Here is a 17,387-nt window from a genome sequence, read left to right as displayed (position 1 = left end):
AGTACTGCGCTGGGCCCCCGAGCTTCGTCACCCTACTAGCTCTGGGTGACGGAGCGGCACCCTCCGGGGGCGCGCTGCGCCCGGGCGGAGGCGTAGAGGCATACGGCGGCGGCGGTCGCGAGGTTCAGGCTCTCGGCCTTGCCGTGGATGGGGACGCGGACGACGGCGTCGGCGAGGGCGCGGGTCTCCTCGGGCAGGCCCCACGCCTCGTTGCCGAAGATCCAGGCGGTGGGGGTACCCATGGTGCCCGCGTCGAGCTCGGCGTCGAGGTCGTCGTCGCCCGCGCCGTCGGCGGCGAGGATGCGCACACCGGCGGCCTGGAGTCCGGCGACGGCCCGTTCGACGGGGACGCCGACGGCGACCGGCAGGTGGAACAGGGACCCGACGGAGGCGCGGACGGACTTGGGGTTGTACAGGTCCACGGAGGCGTCGGTGAGGACGACGGCGTCGGCTCCGGCGGCGTCGGCGCAGCGCAGCACGGTCCCGGCGTTGCCGGGGTCGCGTACGTGGGCGAGGACGGCGACCAGCTTGGGGCGGGCGGCGAGGATGTCCTCGAACGGGGAGTCGAGGAACCTGCACACGCCGACGATGCCCTGGGGCGTGACGGTCTGGGAGACCTCGGCGAGCACGGCGTCGGAGGCGTGGTGGACGCGGGCCCCGGAGGCGCGGGCGGCCTCGACGATGGGGGCGTACCGGGTGGCGGCCTCGGTGGTCGTGAAGAGTTCGAGCAGCGTCGGCTCGCCGCCGGGCCCTCGGTGTTCGACGGCCTCGCGGACGGCCTGCGGCCCCTCGGCGATGAACCGGCGTTCCTTGCTCCGGAAGTTCCGCTTGGCGAGGCGCCGCGCGGCGGCGACGCGCGGGGAACGCGGGGAGATCAGCTCGGGGGTGCCCATGGTGCTCGGCGACTCTTTCTGGCTGCGGGGTCGGGGGCGGCGTGGCGGGACGGCGAACGCGCCGGACCCGCAGGCGCGGGGCCTGCGGGTCCGGTCGGAAGATCGGCGGCCTGGGAGATCAGGCGGCGGCCTTCGGGGCGTTGACGTCGCTCGGGAGGGCCTTCTGGGCGACCTCGACGAGGGCGGCGAACGCGTTCGCGTCGTTGACCGCGAGCTCGGCCAGGATCTTGCGGTCCACCTCGACGTTGGCGGCCTTCAGACCCTGGATGAAGCGGTTGTACGTGATGCCGTTGGCGCGGGCAGCGGCGTTGATGCGCTGGATCCACAGCTGGCGGAAGTCACCCTTGCGCTTCTTGCGGTCGTTGTAGTTGTAGACCAGCGAGTGGGTGACCTGCTCCTTGGCCTTGCGGTACAGGCGGGAGCGCTGGCCGCGGTAACCGCTGGCCTGCTCGAGGATCGCACGGCGCTTCTTGTGAGCGTTGACTGCGCGCTTGACGCGTGCCACTTGTTAACTCCTTGTAGCGGGGCCGCGGGGATGGTCACACGGCCCGGAAACGAATGGGTCCCGGATTCCGGGGGCTTTGATCAGAGAGGACGGGCTCAGATGCCCAGCATCTTCTTGATCTTGGCGCTGTCACCCGGGGCCATCTCGGCGTTGCCAGTGAGGCGGCGCGTCAGCTTGGACGACTTGTGCTCGAGCAGGTGGCGCTTGCCGGCGCGCTCGCGGAGCACCTTGCCCGAGCCGGTGATCTTGAAGCGCTTCTTGGCACCGCTGTGCGTCTTGTTCTTCGGCATAGCGCCGTTATCTCCTCGTCAGTGGCGCTCCCAGCCGGTCCGGGGACCGGCGCTCGGGAGCGTCAGGTGGATCGATTTCGAGTCCTGGGCGGGGTTGCCCCGGACACGGCCTTGCGGGCTACTCGGCGGACGTTTCCGCCTGCGGCTCGGCCTGGGCGGGCTGGCCCTGGCGCTCCGCCTTGCGGGCGGCCTGCGCCTCGCGGGCCTCGGCCATTGCCTCGGTCTTCTTCTTGTGCGGACCGAGAACCATGATCATGTTTCGGCCGTCCTGCTTCGGGTTCGACTCGACGAAACCGAGGTCCTGGACATCCTCCGCGAGCCGCTGGAGCAGCCGGTAGCCGAGCTCCGGCCGGGACTGCTCGCGTCCACGGAACATGATCGTGATCTTGACCTTGTCGCCCTGCTTGAGGAACCGGACGACGTGACCCTTCTTGGTGTCATAGTCGTGCGGGTCGATCTTCGGCCGGAGCTTCATCTCCTTGATGACCGTGTGCGCCTGGTTCTTGCGCGCCTCACGGGCCTTCATGGCCGACTCGTACTTGAACTTCCCGTAGTCCATGAGCTTGCACACGGGCGGACGGGCGTTCGCCGCGACCTCGACCAGGTCGAGGTCGTACTCCTGGGCAAGCTCCAGGGCCTTGGCGAGCGGAACGATTCCGACCTGCTCGCCGCTGGGACCGACAAGTCGCACCTCGGGAACGCGAATCCGGTCGTTGATGCGGGGCTCGGCGCTGATGGATCCTCCTCGGTAGCACCACGCGACCGCCTGGCGGACGGACGCGTAACGTCTGTTTAGTGAGACCAACCGCGCCGGCGCATGAAAAATGCCCCGGACGGGACACAGGCGGGGCTCCTGGTGATACCGGAGCACCGCCACGGCGGACCGCGGGGCGCTGAACTCGGGCGGGTCCATCGTCCGTACGGAACGATGGGCGCCGCCTGACCGGTGACCCGCCGTCCCGGAGGACGGTCAGGTGGGAGACGGAGCCTCCACTTGTGGGCCGGAGCTCATGGGTTCCGGCCGGTCGTCACACCAGGCTACCAGCTGCGCGCTGGTGCGCCCAACCGGGCGGGCGGCGCGGGACCGCCGCGGGGAACGCCTATCGTGTGGGGCATGAGTGACGCGACACCCCCCGAGCCCGGCCCCGACTTCGACGCCATGACCCGCGACATCGCGGAGGTCCCCGCGGTCGAGGTGATCGTCACGGTCGCCGTGAACCTGATGAGCGCCGCGGCCGTGAAGCTCGGGCTGACCGAGGAGGGCGACGCGCACAAGGACCTGGACGAGGCCCGGAAGCTGGTGCACGCCCTGGCCGGTCTGCTGGACGCGAGCACGACGGAGATCAGCTCCTTCCACGCGGCGCCGCTGCGGGACGGGCTGAAGTCCCTCCAGCTGGCGTTCCGCGAGGCGTCGCTGGTGCCGGACGAGCCGGGCCAGGGGCCGGGCGAGAAGTACACCGGCCCGGTCTACGGCTGACCCGTCCTTTATCCCTCTCGTTCCCTCACGTAGAAGGGCTCGCCCGGCGGGGCGGCCTCGGCCGGCAGCAGTGCCAGGTCCAGGCCCCGCACCAGGCGGGCCCTCAGTGTTTCGTCGGCCGCCATGGCCGTCGCCACCCGGCGGGCCGCCTCGGCGGGGGCCGCCGATTCGGGGGTGAGGACCAGCGCGAGGGTGCCGTCCGCGCCGCCGCCACGGCCCAGGTACGCGCGCAGCACGGCGGGCTCGGCGGCGAGCAGCGCCCGTACGGCGCCGGTGACGGCGGGGTCCGCGAGGGGGTCGGTGCTGGTGCGGCCCTCGGCGAGGGCGAGCAGCGCCCGGCCGGTCACCTCGAACGGCACGGGCCCCGCCATGTCGAGGATCAGCGTGTCGGCCTTCTCGTGCGCGACGGCCTGGAGCGCCTGGCGCAGCGGTACGGCGACGGGGCGGGCCGCCGGGTCCCAGCGGGCGAGTGACGCGGTGGACGTGAACGCGGGCAGGGCGCGGCGGTCGCCCGCGGTGAGCGTGGGCACTGCCATGTCGCTGGTCTTCTCGCGGCGCAGGCCGTTCTCGTCCTCCTCGACCTCGCCGAGCACGGCGACGACGGGGACGAGGAGGCGGGCCCCCTGGAGGGCCTCCAGCACGCGCGGCTGCGCGCCGCGGTCCTCGGCCCAGGCCGCGAGGGCCTCGGTGAGCCTCGGGTCGGCGGAGCCGTCGTCGTCGGAGAAACCGGGGTCGGGAATGTTCTTGAGCGCCACGGGCCCGAGCCTATCGGGACGGTTCGGTCACTTCGTACGGCGGCCTCGGCGTCCCGTGCGGGCCTCTCCGGACGGTACGGGCGGGGCCGGGCCCGTACGGGGCTCAGGTGCGGCGGCGTTCGGCGCGCCAGAGGACGGCGGCGGTGACGATCAGGAGGGCGCCCGCGCCGGCGGTGACCGGGGCGACGGGGCCGGTCGGCGCCTCCCGCTCGGGTTCGCGGCGCGGGCCGGGCCCGAAGTACTCCCGCTCGTACCCGGCCGGGGCCGCCTTGGCGTCGGTGGCGCGGAGGTCGGCGGCCGCCTCGATCGCGGCGGCCGGGTCCACCGTCCCGTACCCCTTCTCGTCGTCCCGGCCGCCCTCGGGGGCGTCCCGGGCCGTGTCGGCGAGCAGCTTCTTCACCTGGGCGGGCGTGAGGTCGGGGTGCGCGGCGCGGACGAGTGCGGCCGCGCCGGAGACGAACGCGGCGGCGGCGCTGGTGCCCCAGCCCTCGTAGTACTTGCGGTCCGGGTCGGCGATGACGACGTCCACGCCGGGGGCGCTGACGGTGGCGTACCAGCGGCTGGTGGAGAAGGAGGCGTGGGTGCCGTAGCGGTCCACGGCGGTCACGGCGATCACGCCGGGATAGGCGGCCGGGTACGAGACCCGGTCGCCCTTCTCGCCGCCGTTGCCCGCGGAGGCGACGACGACGGCGCCCTTGGCGAGCGCGTACTGGACGGCGGCGTCCTCGGCGGCCTCCGGGTGGGCGGACTCGCTGTCGTCGCCCAGGGACAGGTTGATCACGTCTGCGCCCTGGTCGGCGGCCCAGCGAATGCCCTGGGCGAGGGCGCTGCCCCGGGTGTGGCGGGCGCGGGCGCGCGCCTTGTCGGCGCCTTCGAGGATGACCCGTACGGGGAGGATCTTCGCCTCGGGGGCGACCCCGATGACGCCGTCGCCGTTGTTCGGGCCGTGCCCGTGGGCCGCGATGATGCCGGCCATGGCGGTGCCGTGGCGGGCCCAGGCGCGGTCGCCGCGCTCGGCGCCGAAGCCGATGAAGTCCTTGCCGGGCAGGACGTTGCCCGCGAGGTCGGGGTGGGTGTCGTCCACGCCCGTGTCGAGGACGGCGACGGTGATGCCCTGGCCCCTGGTGGTGTTCCAGGCCCGGTCGGCGTTGATGGCCTCGTTGCCCCACTGGCGCGCCCGGATGCCGTCCGCGTGGGCGGGGGCGGCGGGGAGGAGGGCGAGGGCGGTGGCGGTGAGGGCGGCGAGCAGCAGGCGGGCGGCGGTGCGCGCGGGGTGGGAGCGGGGGCTGGTGGTGCTCGCCGGGTACGCGGCGACGGCGGTGGTGCGGCGACTGGTGGGGCTCGCCGGGCCGCGGACGGCGGTGGTGCGGGTGGTGCTGGTGTGCTTCACCGGTTCCCCTTCCGCGCGGGCCCTTGCGTGGCCCGGGTGACCGTCGTGCGCAGGCCCTTCTCCACGCGGTCCGCGATGCCGTGCGCCTCGTGGCCGAGCCCCGCCTGTGCGGGGGCGGTCGTCTGGCCCTTGCCCATCGCCTGCGGGGCGGGCTGCGGCTGGGGTACGGCGCGGCCGTCGGCGAAGCCGGAGACGCCGTACACGATGACGGGGACCTCGGTGAGGACCTTCACGTACCAGCTGGCGCGCTGGGCGTTGCCGAAGCGGGCGGCGACCGTGCCGGGGGCGGCGTGCGCGGGCGGTATGAGGTCGGGGCTCTTGTCGAGGCCGCCGTCGGTGAATCGGGTGTGGAGCGCGGTCATCCCGGCGCGGTCGGTGTCCATGAAGACCAGGCCGACGGTGGTGACGCTGCTGGAGGTGGCGTCCGTGTACGTGGCGCGCAGGACCCGCAGGCAGCCGCTGCGGCCGAGGGTGGCAGCCAGCCGCGGCTGGAGCACGGTGGCGCAGGGCGCGTCGGGTGCGACGGCGACACGCGTCCAGGCGCGGTCGGCTCCGCCCGGACCGGCGCCGGCGCCGTTGAGGGTGCGCGGGAAGAGGGTGTCCACGGGGGTGCTGTGCCAGAGGGTGGCGGCCTCGGTGTACGCGGTGCGTTCCGGGGTGTCGTCGGGTCCCTGGAGCAGCCAGGTGCCGGCCGCGGCGCCCGCCAGGAGGCCCAGCCCGAGGACCAGGCACGCGGCGGCGGCCACGACGCGCCCGGTGCGCCGGGGAGCGGTGACCGGCCGCAGCTGGACGGTCGTCTCACGCGGCGTCTCGGGCGGCACGGCCCAGTAGGCGTGCGGGGGCCGCGCGGGGGGCGCGGGCGGGTGCGGGGGCCGCGCGTGGGGTGCCTGCGGCCGCGCGGGGGGTGTGGGCGCGTACGGGGGCTGCGCGGGCGGCGGAGGGACGGCGGCGGCCTCGGGCACGGGTGTGTCCGGCCGTCGCCCGCCGGGCGCGGGGGCGGGAGCAGGGGCCGCCGCGCCGCGTGGGGCCGGGCCGGTGGGTCCGCCCGGACGCTCGTCGGCGGATGCGGGGCGCTGGGGGGGCACGCCCGAGGGCCCGGCGTCCGGCGTGGGGCGCCGGGCGGGCGGTGCGGTGGCGGGCGCGACCGGGCGGGGAACGGTTCCGTCCCGCTCCTCCGCCGGGGTTTCGGCACCCGTGGGGCTCGGCGGGGCGGGGGCGCTGGTGGTGGCGTCCGCTCGTACGGCTGCCGTGGAGGGCCGCTCGCCGGGCGCGGGACGCACGGGGTCGTCACCGGGGCCGGGGGCGGCGGGGCGGCGGTCGCCGGGTGGCTGGGCGGCGCGGTGCGGGCGGGGTGCGGATGCCGCCGTACCGGGGCGGCCCGGCGCGGGGACCGGCTGGGGCGGGATGGGGCGGAGGCGGGTGGTGGTCTCCTCCGGGGCTTCCGGCCGAGGGGCCGGGGCGGGGCGCCGTGCCTCGGTGCTCATCCGCCCCCCTCGTACTCGTACCGGAAGACGCCGTCGGGGCAGGCCCGTTCGCCGGCGTGTAGCCGTCACTCTAAAGGCTGCCGACGGGCCCACGGGAACGCGGCCGCAGGTCGGGACGGATCTGACCGGAACGTCCCGTCCGCGACCACTACCCCCCGGTAGCGGGGTCTGGCACGCTCTGGCCCATGACTCCCCGTGCCGCCGACCGGGCCCGTTACGACCGGGCCACCGCGCATCTCGACGCCCCCCTCGCCCTCGTCGATCTGGACGCCTTCGACGCCAACGCCGACGACCTCGTACGCCGCGCCGGGGGCAAGCCGGTACGGGTCGCGAGCAAGTCGCTGCGCTGCCGGGCGCTGCTGGAGCGGGTGCTGGCGAGGCCCGGCTTCGCCGGGGTCATGTCGTTCACCCTGCCCGAGTCGCTGTGGCTGGCGCGGGCCGGGTTCGACGACGTGCTGCTGGCGTACCCGACGGCGGACCGGGCCGGTCTCGCCGAGCTGGCCGCCGACCCGAAGCTCGCGCGCGCCGTCACGGTGATGGTGGACGACCCGGCGCAGCTCGACCTGATCGAGGCTGCGCGCGGCGACGGCCGGGAGGAGGTGCGGGTCTGCCTGGAGCTGGACACGTCGCTGCGGCTGCTCGGCGGGCGGATACGGGTCGGCGCGCGCCGCTCGCCGTTGCGGGGACCGGCCGAACTGGCGGAGCTGGCGCGCTCGGTGGCGCGGCGGCCGGGTTTCCGGCTGGTGGGGCTCATGGCGTACGAGGGGCATGTCGCGGGTGTCGGCGACGCGGTGGCGGGGCGTCCGCTGCGGTCGCGGGCGGTGCGGGTGATGCAGGCGGCGGCTCGGCGGGAGCTGGCCGGGCGGCGGGCGGCGGTCGTGGCGGCAGTACGGGCGGTGGCGCCGGACCTGGAGTTCGTCAACGGCGGCGGGACCGGGAGCGTGCAGCACACGGCGGCCGAGGCGGCGGTGACGGAGGTCGCGGCCGGGTCGGGGCTGTACGTGCCGCGGCTGTTCGACGACTACACGTCGTTCAGCGGCAGGCCCGCCGCCCTGTTCGCGCAGCCGGTGGTGCGGCGGCCCGGTGTGGGCGTCGTGACGGTGCTGGGCGGCGGCTACCCGGCGTCGGGTGCGGCGGGCCGGGACCGGCTGCCCGTTCCGTACCTGCCTGAGGGACTGCGGTACGACCCGATGGAGGGCGCGGGCGAGGTGCAGACGCCGCTCCTGGGGTCGGCCGCCGACGACCTGCTGATCGGCGACAAGGTGTGGTTCCGGCACGCAAAGGCGGGCGAGCTGTGCGAGCGGTTCGACCGGCTGCACCTGGTGGAGGGCGACCGGGTGACGAATGCCGTGCCGACGTATCGCGGCGAGGGCCGGACGTTCCTGTAGGCGGGCCCGGCGCGCCCGCGGCGGGACCGGGCGGGACCGGGGCGCCCGCGGCGGGACCGGGCGGGGCCGGGTCGCCCGCGGCGGGACCGGGCGGGACCGGGTCGCCCGCGGCGGGACCGGGCGGGACCGGGTCGCCCGCGGCGGGACCGGGCGGGACCGGGTCGCCCGCGGCGGGACCGGGCCCGTGCCGGCTGAGCGGCCCCGTCAGCCGTTGCCGGGGGTGCCGGAGTTCAGCCGTTGCCGCGCGGGGCGATGCTGCTGCCGACGCCGCCGCCGGTGGAGCTGCCGACGGGGCGGATGCCCCGGACGATCTCGTCCATGACGGAGAGCGGCGGCCCCTCCGGCCCGGCGTCGAAGGCGAACCGTACGGCGACGGGCTGCTCGACACCGCCCGGGGACGGGAAGACCAGCGACTGGACGTACCCGCCGGGGCCCTTGCCGGTGGTGACCCGCCAGCGGACGAGGTAGCCGGTGCGGCCCGCGACGACGGCCTCCCGGGCGGCGACGACCTGGTGGGACTTGACGCCGCCGTACGGGTTGTGGCCCAGGATGTCCTCCCCGTACAGCTGCTCGGCGGCCTCGGCGATGTCCGCCTCGGCCATCGCCTTGTGGGTGGGGGCGGCGGAGGCGAGGGTGCGGGACAGGACGCGGCCGGGGCGGCAGTAGCGGGTGCTGTTGGGGCACTGGTGGTCGTCGGCCGTGACCATGGTCGGGGCCTGGCCGATGCCGGTCCGGTCCTTCTCCCAGCCGTCCGGGATGGGCAGGGTGATGCCGTTGAGCTGGTCGGTGAGGACGGTGCCGTCCTCGGACGGGGCGGCGGACGGCTCGGCCGCCGGGCTCGGCGTGGCGGGCGCCGCGGGGGCGGGTGCCGTGGGCCCCGTGGAGGCGGGCGCCGGTCCGGCGTCCGGGGCCTCGTCGCCGCCGGGGCGGAGGAGGACCACGGCGGCCACGACCGCCGCCACGACGAGCGCCGCGACGGCGACCTGGACGCCCCGGCCGCCGAACCGCTTCGGGGGGACGACGACCGCCGCGGGCTGCGTGACGGTCCCCGCCGGGCGGGTGTGCGCGGTCCACGCGGTGCCGTCCCACCAGCGTTCCACCGCGGGGACGGCCGGGTCCGGGTACCAGCCCGGCGGAGTCGTCATGCTCATGCGCCCAGGGTAGTGACCCGGTCCTCGGGCGCGGTCAGAGCGGGGTGACGTAGGCGCCGGAGATGCCGCCGTCCACGAGGAAGTCGGTGGCGTTGACGAAGGAGGCGTCGTCGCTGGCGAGGAACGCGACGGCGGCGGCGATCTCCTCGGCTTCCGCGAACCGGCCCAGCGGGATGTGGACCAGGCGGCGCGCGGCCCGCTCGGGGTCCTTGGCGAACAGCTCCCGCAGGAGCGGGGTGTTGACGGGGCCGGGGCACAGGGCGTTGACGCGGATGCCCTCGCGGGCGAACTGCACGCCCAGCTCGCGGGACATCGCCAGCACACCGCCCTTGGACGCGGTGTAGGAGATCTGCGAGGTCGCGGCGCCCATACGGGCCACGAACGAGGCGGTGTTGATGATCGAGCCCCGGCCCTGGCGGCGCATGTAGGGGATGGCGGCCTTGCAGCACAGGTAGACGGAGGTGAGGTTGACCTCCTGGACACGCTTCCACGCCTCCAGGCCGGTCTCCAGGATGGAGTCGTCGTCGGGCGGGGAGATCCCGGCGTTGTTGAAGGCCACGTCCACACTGCCGTACGTGTCGTACGCGGCGCGGAACAGCGCCTCGACCTGCCCGGGATCGGTGACGTCGACCCGTACGAACAGTCCCCCCACCTCCTCGGCGGCGGCCTTGCCCGCCGTCTCGTCGATGTCACCGCACACCACGCGGGCCCCCTCCGAGGCGAGACGACGGGCGGAGGCGAGGCCGATACCGCTGCCCGCGCCGGTGACGACGGCGGTACGGCCGACGAGGCGGCGGCAGACGGGTGCGTCGGGGATGTCAGGGGCCGTGGCGGGGGCGGTCGGGGTGGTGACGGTCGTCAGGTCGATGGGCTCGGTCATCGGGTCAGCCTTCCGTGCTGATGAAGACGTTCTTGGTCTCGGTGAACGCGGTGAGGGCGTCGGGCCCCAGCTCGCGGCCCACGCCGGACTGCTTGAAGCCGCCGAACGGGGTCCAGTAGCGGACGCTGGAGTGGGAGTTGACGGAGAGGTTGCCCGCCTGGACCGCGCGGGAGACCCGCAGGGCGCGGCCCACGTCCCGGGTCCACAGGGAGCCGGACAGGCCGTAGTCGGTGGCGTTGGCCAGGCGTACGGCGTCGTCCTCGTCCTCGAAGGGCAGGACCACGGCGACGGGGCCGAAGACCTCCTCCGTGGCGGCGGGCGCGTCGGGGGCGAGGCCGGTGAGGACGGTCGGCGGGTACCAGAAGCCGGGGCCCTCGGGGGCGCTGCCGCGCAGGGCTTCGGCGTCGTCGGGGACGTAGGACCGTACGCGGTCGAGCTGGGCGCGGGAGATGAGCGGGCCCATCTGGGTCTGCTCGTCGGCCGGGTCTCCGACGACGACCTTCTCCAGCGCGGGCGCGAGGAGCTCCAGGAACCGGTCGTACGCGGTGCGCTGGACGAGGACGCGGGTGCGGGCGCAGCAGTCCTGCCCGGCGTTGTCGAGGAACGCCATGGGGGCGGACAGGGCGGCGGCCTCGATGTCGGCGTCGGCGAAGACGATGTTGGGGCTCTTGCCGCCCAGTTCGAGGGTGACGCGCTTGACGCGGTCGGCGCACCGGGCCATGACGCCCTTGCCGACGCGTACCGAACCCGTGAAGACGATCTTGGCGACGCCGGGGTGTTCGACGAGGGCGGCGCCCGCGACGGCTCCTTCGCCGGGGAGCACCTGGAAGAGGTGCTCGGGCAGGCCGGCGTCGAGGGCGAGTTCGGCGAGGCGGAGCGCGGTGAGGGGGGTCGTCTCGGCGGGTTTGAGGAGGACGGCGTTGCCCGCGGCGAGGGCGGGGGCGGCGCCCCAGGCGGCGATCGGCATGGGGAAGTTCCACGGGGCGATGACGCCGACCACGCCGAGGGGTTCGAGGAAGGTGACGTCCACCCCGCCGGGTACGGGGATCTGACGGCCGGTCAGCCGCTCCACTCCCCCGGCCGCGTAGTCGAGCAGGTCGCGGACGTTGCCCGCCTCCCAGCGGGCGTTGCCGATCGTGTGTCCGGCCTCGCGGACCTCCAGGTGGGCCAGCTCCTCCAGATGGGCGTCCACGGTGGTGGCGAAGCGGCGCAGGAGACGGGCGCGGTCGGCGGGGGCGGCGGCCGCCCAGGCGCGCTGGGCGCGGGTGGCGCGGGTGACGGCGGCGTCCACGCCGTCGGCGGTGGTGGCGGGGACGGTGGCGATCCGTCCGCCGGTCGCGGGGTTCAGGACGTGGAGCTCGGCGGTCAAGTCGGCCTCACATGCGTTCGAAGGAGCGGCGCAGTTCCCAGTCGGTGACGGCTGCGTCGAAGGCGGCTAGCTCGACGCGGGCCATGTTCAGGTAGTGGGCGACGACGTCGTCGCCGAAGGCGGCCTTGGCGAGGGTGCTGGACTCCCACAGCTCGGCGGCCTCGCGCAGCGTGGTGGGGACGTGCGCGTGGTCGCCCGTGTAGGCGTTGCCGGTGCAGGGCGGGGGGAGTTCGAGACGCTGCTCGATGCCGTGGAGCCCGGCGGCGACGAGCCCGGCGACGGCGAGGTACGGGTTGACGTCGCCGCCGGGGAGGCGGTTCTCGAAGCGGGTGGAGCGGCCGTGGCCGACGACGCGGAGGGAGCAGGTGCGGTTGTCGTGGCCCCAGGCGACGGCGGTGGGGGCGAACGAGCCGGGCTGGAACCGCTTGTAGGAGTTGATGTGGGGCGCGTACAGCAGGGAGAACTCGCGCAGCGCGGCGAGCTGCCCGGCGAGGAAGTGGCGCATGACGGGTGAGAGGGCGGCCGGGGTGCCGGGCGGGCCGTCCCCGGCCATGACGTTCCGGCCGTCGGCGTCGGTGAGCGAGAGGTGGATGTGGCAGGAGTTGCCCTCGCGCTCGTTGTACTTGGCCATGAAGGTGAGGGAGACGCCTTCCTGCGCGGCGATCTCCTTGGCGCCGGTCTTGTAGAGGGCGTGGTGGTCGCAGGTGGTGAGGGCCTCGTCGTAGCGGAAGGCGATCTCGTGCTGGCCGGGGTTGCACTCGCCCTTGGCGGACTCGACGGTCAGCCCGGCCCCGGCCATCTCGGTGCGGATGCGGCGCAGGAGCGGTTCGACGCGGCCGGTGCCGAGGATCGAGTAGTCGACGTTGTACTGGTTGGCGGGGGTGAGGCCCCGGTAGTGGGCGTCCCACGCCTGCTCGTAGGTGTCCTTGAAGACGATGAACTCCAGCTCCGTGCCGACCTGCGCGGTGTAGCCGTGGGCGGCGAGCCGGTCGAGCTGGCGGCGGAGGATCTGGCGGGGCGCGGCGGTGACGGGGGTGCCGTCGTGCCAGGCGAGGTCGGCGAGGAGGAGCGCCGTACCGGGGTGCCAGGGGATACGGCGGAGCGTGGCGGGGTCGGGGCGGAGGGCGAAGTCGCCGTAGCCGGTGGACCAGGAGGACATGGCGTAGCCGTCGACGGTGTTCATGTCGGCGTCCACGGCGAGCAGGTAGTTGCAGCCCTCGGTGCCGTGCTCCAGCACCTCGTCGAGGAAGAAGGGGGCCGCGAACCGCTTGCCCTGGAGTCTGCCCTGCATGTCGGGGAAGGCCAGGACGACGGTGTCGATCTCGCCGCTCGCGACGAGGGCGCGCAGGTCGCCGACGGGGAGCGGGGGTGTTCGGTCTGCCACGGGGTGGGTCCTCCTTGGGTCAGCCGGGAGCCATAAGGTATTCCCATAGACCTTTGAGGGGAAGGGGGCGGCCGCATGGCGAGGGACCGCGCATCCGATCGGCTGACACCGGTGCTGCGGCCGGTGCGGGCGGGCAACGGGTTCGAGGAGGCGCTGGAACAGATCCTCCAGGTGGTGCGGCTCGGCCTGGTGCCCGCCGGGGAGCGGCTGCCGGCCGAGCGGGAGCTCTCGGAGCGGATGGGCATCAGCCGGGTCACACTGCGCGAGGTGCTCAGGGTGCTCCAGGAGCAGGGCCTGGTGGAGAGCCGGCGCGGCCGGTACGGCGGAACGTTCGTGCTGCGCCCGCCGGACCGGGGGGCGGGCGCGGCCCAGGAGCTGCGGCGCCGGACAGCGGCGGTGGACCTCCAGGACGTCCTGCTGTTCCGGGAGGTGCTGGAGACGGGCGCGGCCGGGCTGTGCGCGGCGCGCGGCCTGACGGAGGGGGAAGCGGAGCGGCTGCGGGCGGCGCTGCGGGCCACGCGCGACGCGCCGCTGGACGACTACCGGCGCCAGGACACGCTGCTGCACCTGACGCTGGCGGAGCTGTCCGGCTCGTCGACGCTGACCGAGCGGTACGCGGCGGTCAGGGCGACCGTGAACGACCTTCTGGACTGCATACCGCTGCTCGTACGGAACCTGGAGCACGCCCAGCACCAGCACGACGCGCTGGTGGAGGCGGTGCTGGACGGCGACGCGGAGGGCGCGCGGGAGGTGGCGCGCGAGCACTGCGCGGGGACGGCGGCGCTGCTGCGGGGGTTCCTGGCGTAGGCGGGGCTTCGGGCACGGGGGCGCTTGTCGGGGGGCTCTGACCGGGGGGCGCTTGCCGGCGGGCTCTGGCCGGGCTCTGGCCAGGGGGCGCTTGTTGGCGGGCGCTTGTCGGCGGCTGGGCGATGTGGGGTGGGCGGTGGCGGGGGCGCGGACGCTTCCTGGCGGGCCTTGCCGTCGGGGGGCGGTGCCGGGCGGGCGGTGGCCGTGGCGGGGCGTTTCGGTGAAGGTGACGTTCAAGGGCTTGCGCCCGGCGCGCGGCACCGCAAAGGTATGGGGCCATTCCATTGGGCTCGACCCGACGCCGGGAGCTGACGCCGCCATGACGCTGGAAGACACCTCGGGAGACACCTCGGGCGCCTCACCCGGGCGGGCGGCGCCCCCGCGCGCCGGGGCCGCCTCCGACGACTACCTGAAGCGCCGCGCGCTGCGGCGGGGCAGCGCCGGCTGGCTGCTGCTCACCGGACTCGGCGTCGGGTACGTCGTCTCGGGCGACTACTCCGGCTGGAACATCGGTCTCGCCGAGGGCGGCTTCGGCGGTCTCGCCCTCGCCATGCTCGTGATGGGCGTGATGTACGCGTGCCTCGTCTTCGCGCTGGCCGAGCTGTCCGCGATCCTGCCCGCCGCGGGCGGCGGCTACGGCTTCGCCCGGCGCGCGCTCGGCACCTGGGGCGGCTTCCTCACCGGGACGGCGATCCTCATCGAGTACGTCCTCGCCCCCGCCGCGATCTCCATCTTCATCGGCGACTACGTCGAGTCGCTCGGCCTGTTCGGCCTGGAGTCCGGCTGGCCCGTGTACCTGGTCTGCTTCGCCCTCTTCATCGGCATCCACCTGTGGGGCGTGGGCGAGGCGCTGCGCTTCAGCCTCGTCGTGACGGCGGTCGCGGTGGTGGCGCTGCTGATCTTCGCGGTGGGCGCGTTCACCGAGTTCCGGGTGGACCGGCTGAACGACATCCCTGTGGACGCGGCCGCGTTCGGGGCGAACTCGTGGCTGCCGTTCGGGCTGCTGGGGATCTGGGCGGCGTTCCCGTTCGGGATGTGGTTCTTCCTGGGAGTGGAGGGCGTGCCGCTCGCCGCCGAGGAGGCGAAGGACCCGGTCAGGTCGATGCCCAGGGCGCTGGCGCTGTCGATGGGCGTACTGGCGGTGCTGGCCGTGGTGACGTTCCTGGCGGCGACCGGGGCACGGGGCGCCGCCGCCGTCCAGGACGCCGGGAACCCGCTGGTCGTGGCCCTGGAAGGGGAGGGCGGGCCGACGCCGCTGAGCCGGTTCGTGAACTACGCGGGCCTCGCGGGCCTGGTCGCCTCGTTCTTCTCGCTGATCTACGCGGGGTCCCGGCAGCTGTTCGCCCTGTCCCGCGCCGGGTACCTGCCGCGGTTCCTGTCGCTGACGAGCCGCCGCAAGGCGCCGTACCTGGGGCTGCTGATCCCCGGCGGGATCGGCTTCGCTCTGGCGGCCGGGACCGGGAACGGGGCGCGGATGCTGAACGTCGCCGTCTTCGGCGCGACCATCTCGTACGCCCTGATGGCGCTGTCCCACATCGTGCTGCGGCGCCGCGAACCGGGCCTGGAGCGGCCGTACCGCACACCGGGCGGGGTGGTGACCTCCTCGGTGGCGCTGGTGCTGGCGCTGGCCGCGCTGGTGGCGACGTTCCTGGTGGACGTGGTGGCGGCGGGTCTCGCGCTCGCGGTGTACGCGGTCGCCGTCGTGTACTTCGCGCTCTACAGTCGGCACCGTCTGGTGGCGAGCGCGCCGGAGGAGGAGTTCGCGGCGCTGGCCGCCGCCGAGGCCGAACTGCGCCGGGGCTGAGCCGGACTGGACAGGGGCCGAGCCGGGCCGGGGCCGATCCGGGCCGGGGACCGAAAGGAGGCGCGCGCGTGGACAGGCCGCTCATCGGTGTGACGACGTACCTCGACTCCGCGCGGTGGGGCGTGTGGGAGCTGCCCGCCGCGCTGCTGCCGGCCGCGTACCCCGGGCTGGTGCGGTCGGCGGGCGGGCTCGCCGCGCTGCTCCCGCCGGACGCGGCGGACGCGGCGGCCGGGATGGTGGCCCGGCTGGACGGGCTGGTGATCGCGGGCGGCGCCGATGTCGATCCCGTACGGTACGGGGCCGCGCGCGACCCGAGGACCGGCCCGCCCGCGCCCGAGCGCGACGCGTGGGAGCTGGCCCTGGTCGGCGCGGCCCTGGCGGCGGGCGTCCCGCTGCTGGGCATCTGCCGCGGCATGCAGCTGCTGAACGTCGCCCTCGGCGGGACACTCGTCCAGCACCTGGAGGGGCACACGGGCGGGGTCGGCGTACTCGGGCGGCACATGGTGAAGCCGGTGCCGGGGACGCGGTACGGGACGCTGGTGCCGGAGGCGGTGGAGGTGCCGACCTACCACCACCAGGCGGTGGAGCGGCTGGGCGCGGGCCTCGTGCCCTGCGCGTACGCCGAGGACGGCACGGTGGAGGCGGTCGAAGTGCCGGACGCCTGGGTGCTGGGCGTGCAGTGGCACCCCGAGATGGGCGACGACCCGCGGGTGATGGAGGGGCTGGTGCGGGCGGCGTCGGCACGGCGTACGGGCTGAGGCGTACCGGCCGCGTCGGCGCGCGCCGTAGGGGTCCAGGCGCGTACGGGACGACTCGACGCCCCCTCCCCGTACCGCTCAGCGCGCCGCGAGCTCAGCGCGCCCGTGACAGGGACAGCAGGTCCCGCGCCGGCCCCGTCGGGCGCGGCCCCGTCGGCCACACGGCCCGCAGCGCCCGGCGCAGCTCCACGCCCTCGACCGGCACTTCCGCCAGGCGGCGGGACGCCAGCTCCTCGCTGACCGCCAGTTCGCTGAGGACGGCCGGCCCCGCACCGCTCACGGCCGCCGCCTTCACCGCCGTCGTGGACGCCAGCTCCATGAGCGGCGCCGCGAGGCCCCCGTGCGCGGCCAGCGCCGAGTCGAGGACCTGCCGGGTCCCCGAGCCGTACTCGCGCAGCACCAGCGGTGTTCCCGCCAGTTCGGCGGGCGTGACCGGGGCGCGGCGGCGGGCCCAGCGGTGGGACGGCGCCGCGACGACGACCAGCCGGTCGCGGGCGACGACCACGCCGTCCAGCCCGTCGGGGACGGCGAGGCCCTCCACGTACCCGAGGTCCGCGTCACCGGCGAGGAGCAGCGCGGCGACGGCGGCGGAGTTCCCGGCCTGGAGCGACACGGCCGTGTCGGGCCGCTCGGCGCGCAGCGCGATCAGCCAGCCGGGCAGCAGGTACTCGGCGATGGTCATCGACGCGGCGACCCGCAGCCGCGAGTCCCGGCGGTCCCGCAGCGCCTGGGCGCCCGCGTCGAACGCCTCCGCCGCCTCCACGATCCGCCGCGCCCAGTCGGTGACGAGCGCGCCCGCGGCGGTGAGCCGGGAGCCGCGCGGCGACCGGTCCACGAGGGCGACGCCGAGCTGACGTTCCATGGAGCGGATGCGGCCGCTGGCGGCGGGCTGCGTGATCCCGACCTCGCGCGCGGCCCGGCCGAGGCTGCCGTGCCGCGCGACGGCGAGCAGCAGCTCCAGGGCTCCGAGGTCGGGCACTCGATGCGAGAGGCTCATAAACCCAGCTTATGGGGCCATAGAGGAAAGGTCCCTGGTCGGGGGTGCCCCTCCC

Annotated in this window: 17 protein-coding genes; 5 read left to right on the top strand and 12 right to left on the bottom strand. The window is 75.1% G+C overall.

What is annotated here, in order from left to right; genetic code table 11:
* Positions 1-35 precede the first annotated feature (35 nt).
* The 4 genes from J116_RS23595 to infC all read right to left on the bottom strand — a co-directional run bounded on the left by J116_RS23595 (position 36) and on the right by infC (position 2,493).
* Positions 36-893 carry a TrmH family RNA methyltransferase gene (locus tag J116_RS23595; protein WP_023589553.1) on the bottom strand — a complete coding sequence of 286 codons (858 nt, stop codon included), beginning with the start codon at positions 891-893 and terminating at the stop codon, positions 36-38.
* A 118-nt stretch (positions 894-1,011) separates the two neighbouring features.
* Positions 1,012-1,398 (bottom strand): 50S ribosomal protein L20, encoded by a 387-nt coding sequence (gene rplT / locus J116_RS23590; RefSeq protein ID WP_017945472.1) that lies wholly within the window; start codon positions 1,396-1,398, stop codon positions 1,012-1,014.
* A 95-nt stretch (positions 1,399-1,493) separates the two neighbouring features.
* Positions 1,494-1,688: a 50S ribosomal protein L35 gene (rpmI, locus tag J116_RS23585; protein WP_010476245.1), complete on the bottom strand. Its 195-nt coding sequence runs from the start codon at positions 1,686-1,688 to the stop codon at positions 1,494-1,496.
* A 118-nt stretch (positions 1,689-1,806) separates the two neighbouring features.
* A complete protein-coding gene (infC, locus tag J116_RS23580; RefSeq protein ID WP_023589552.1) occupies positions 1,807-2,493 on the bottom strand; it encodes a translation initiation factor IF-3 in 687 nt (228 codons plus the stop codon).
* A gap of 309 nt (positions 2,494-2,802) precedes the next feature.
* Here infC and J116_RS23575 point away from each other — a divergent pair, with 309 nt between their 5' ends.
* A complete protein-coding gene (locus J116_RS23575; protein WP_028964449.1) occupies positions 2,803-3,165 on the top strand; it encodes a DUF1844 domain-containing protein in 363 nt (120 codons plus the stop codon).
* 8 nt (positions 3,166-3,173) lie between these two features.
* Here the strand turns inward: J116_RS23575 and J116_RS23570 are convergent, their stop codons facing one another.
* The 3 genes from J116_RS23570 to J116_RS23560 all read right to left on the bottom strand — a co-directional run bounded on the left by J116_RS23570 (position 3,174) and on the right by J116_RS23560 (position 6,794).
* Complete coding sequence (locus J116_RS23570; RefSeq protein WP_023589550.1) at positions 3,174-3,920, bottom strand: SseB family protein; 747 nt, start codon at positions 3,918-3,920, stop codon at positions 3,174-3,176.
* A gap of 103 nt (positions 3,921-4,023) precedes the next feature.
* Positions 4,024-5,172 carry a type VII secretion-associated serine protease mycosin gene (mycP, locus tag J116_RS23565; RefSeq protein WP_037948228.1) on the bottom strand — a complete coding sequence of 383 codons (1,149 nt, stop codon included), beginning with the start codon at positions 5,170-5,172 and terminating at the stop codon, positions 4,024-4,026.
* Between the two features lie 134 nt (positions 5,173-5,306).
* Positions 5,307-6,794 (bottom strand): hypothetical protein, encoded by a 1,488-nt coding sequence (locus tag J116_RS23560; protein WP_235617474.1) that lies wholly within the window; start codon positions 6,792-6,794, stop codon positions 5,307-5,309.
* A 185-nt stretch (positions 6,795-6,979) separates the two neighbouring features.
* Here J116_RS23560 and J116_RS23555 point away from each other — a divergent pair, with 185 nt between their 5' ends.
* Complete coding sequence (locus tag J116_RS23555) at positions 6,980-8,182, top strand: amino acid deaminase/aldolase (RefSeq protein ID WP_023589547.1); 1,203 nt, start codon at positions 6,980-6,982, stop codon at positions 8,180-8,182.
* Positions 8,183-8,412: 230 nt separating this feature from the next.
* Here the strand turns inward: J116_RS23555 and J116_RS23550 are convergent, their stop codons facing one another.
* From J116_RS23550 to J116_RS23535, 4 genes are read right to left on the bottom strand one after another with little or no spacing between them, the layout of a single operon-like run.
* Positions 8,413-9,333 carry a DUF2510 domain-containing protein gene (locus J116_RS23550; RefSeq protein ID WP_023589546.1) on the bottom strand — a complete coding sequence of 307 codons (921 nt, stop codon included), beginning with the start codon at positions 9,331-9,333 and terminating at the stop codon, positions 8,413-8,415.
* A gap of 34 nt (positions 9,334-9,367) precedes the next feature.
* Positions 9,368-10,213 (bottom strand): 3-oxoacyl-ACP reductase, encoded by an 846-nt coding sequence (locus tag J116_RS23545; protein ID WP_023589545.1) that lies wholly within the window; start codon positions 10,211-10,213, stop codon positions 9,368-9,370.
* A 4-nt stretch (positions 10,214-10,217) separates the two neighbouring features.
* Positions 10,218-11,582 carry an aldehyde dehydrogenase family protein gene (locus J116_RS23540; protein WP_023589544.1) on the bottom strand — a complete coding sequence of 455 codons (1,365 nt, stop codon included), beginning with the start codon at positions 11,580-11,582 and terminating at the stop codon, positions 10,218-10,220.
* A 7-nt stretch (positions 11,583-11,589) separates the two neighbouring features.
* Complete coding sequence (locus J116_RS23535; protein ID WP_023589543.1) at positions 11,590-12,966, bottom strand: glutamine synthetase family protein; 1,377 nt, start codon at positions 12,964-12,966, stop codon at positions 11,590-11,592.
* A gap of 75 nt (positions 12,967-13,041) precedes the next feature.
* Here J116_RS23535 and J116_RS23530 point away from each other — a divergent pair, with 75 nt between their 5' ends.
* The 3 genes from J116_RS23530 (at position 13,042) to J116_RS23520 (ending at position 16,335) form a co-directional block, all read left to right on the top strand.
* The gene (locus J116_RS23530) at positions 13,042-13,773 is read left to right on the top strand and encodes a FadR/GntR family transcriptional regulator (protein ID WP_023589542.1); all 732 of its coding nucleotides are present in this window, start codon (positions 13,042-13,044) and stop codon (positions 13,771-13,773) included.
* Positions 13,774-14,092: 319 nt separating this feature from the next.
* Positions 14,093-15,577: an ethanolamine permease gene (eat, locus tag J116_RS23525; RefSeq protein WP_023589541.1), complete on the top strand. Its 1,485-nt coding sequence runs from the start codon at positions 14,093-14,095 to the stop codon at positions 15,575-15,577.
* Positions 15,578-15,645: 68 nt separating this feature from the next.
* A complete protein-coding gene (locus tag J116_RS23520) occupies positions 15,646-16,335 on the top strand; it encodes a gamma-glutamyl-gamma-aminobutyrate hydrolase family protein (protein WP_023589540.1) in 690 nt (229 codons plus the stop codon).
* 94 nt (positions 16,336-16,429) lie between these two features.
* Here J116_RS23520 and J116_RS23515 read toward each other — a convergent pair whose 3' ends face one another.
* The gene (locus J116_RS23515; RefSeq protein WP_023589539.1) at positions 16,430-17,332 is read right to left on the bottom strand and encodes a LysR family transcriptional regulator; all 903 of its coding nucleotides are present in this window, start codon (positions 17,330-17,332) and stop codon (positions 16,430-16,432) included.
* Positions 17,333-17,387 lie beyond the last annotated feature (55 nt).

Origin of the sequence: Streptomyces thermolilacinus SPC6 (genome assembly GCF_000478605.2) — a bacterium.
GTDB lineage: Bacteria > Actinomycetota > Actinomycetes > Streptomycetales > Streptomycetaceae > Streptomyces > Streptomyces thermolilacinus.
This window is presented reverse-complemented; position numbering and strand designations above follow the sequence as displayed.

What these genes read in the sequence shown, in the direction of transcription:
- J116_RS23560 (WP_235617474.1), bottom strand. Translation starts at nt 6,794, where the DNA reads ATGAGCACCGAGGCACGGCGCCCCGCCCCGGCCCCTCGGCCGGAAGCC.
- eat (WP_023589541.1), top strand. Translation starts at nt 14,093, where the DNA reads ATGACGCTGGAAGACACCTCGGGAGACACCTCGGGCGCCTCACCCGGG.
- J116_RS23555 (WP_023589547.1), top strand. Translation starts at nt 6,980, where the DNA reads ATGACTCCCCGTGCCGCCGACCGGGCCCGTTACGACCGGGCCACCGCG.
- J116_RS23545 (WP_023589545.1), bottom strand. Translation starts at nt 10,213, where the DNA reads ATGACCGAGCCCATCGACCTGACGACCGTCACCACCCCGACCGCCCCC.
- J116_RS23515 (WP_023589539.1), bottom strand. Translation starts at nt 17,332, where the DNA reads ATGAGCCTCTCGCATCGAGTGCCCGACCTCGGAGCCCTGGAGCTGCTG.
- J116_RS23530 (WP_023589542.1), top strand. Translation starts at nt 13,042, where the DNA reads ATGGCGAGGGACCGCGCATCCGATCGGCTGACACCGGTGCTGCGGCCG.
- J116_RS23550 (WP_023589546.1), bottom strand. Translation starts at nt 9,333, where the DNA reads ATGAGCATGACGACTCCGCCGGGCTGGTACCCGGACCCGGCCGTCCCC.
- J116_RS23595 (WP_023589553.1), bottom strand. Translation starts at nt 893, where the DNA reads ATGGGCACCCCCGAGCTGATCTCCCCGCGTTCCCCGCGCGTCGCCGCC.
- rpmI (WP_010476245.1), bottom strand. Translation starts at nt 1,688, where the DNA reads ATGCCGAAGAACAAGACGCACAGCGGTGCCAAGAAGCGCTTCAAGATC.
- J116_RS23575 (WP_028964449.1), top strand. Translation starts at nt 2,803, where the DNA reads ATGAGTGACGCGACACCCCCCGAGCCCGGCCCCGACTTCGACGCCATG.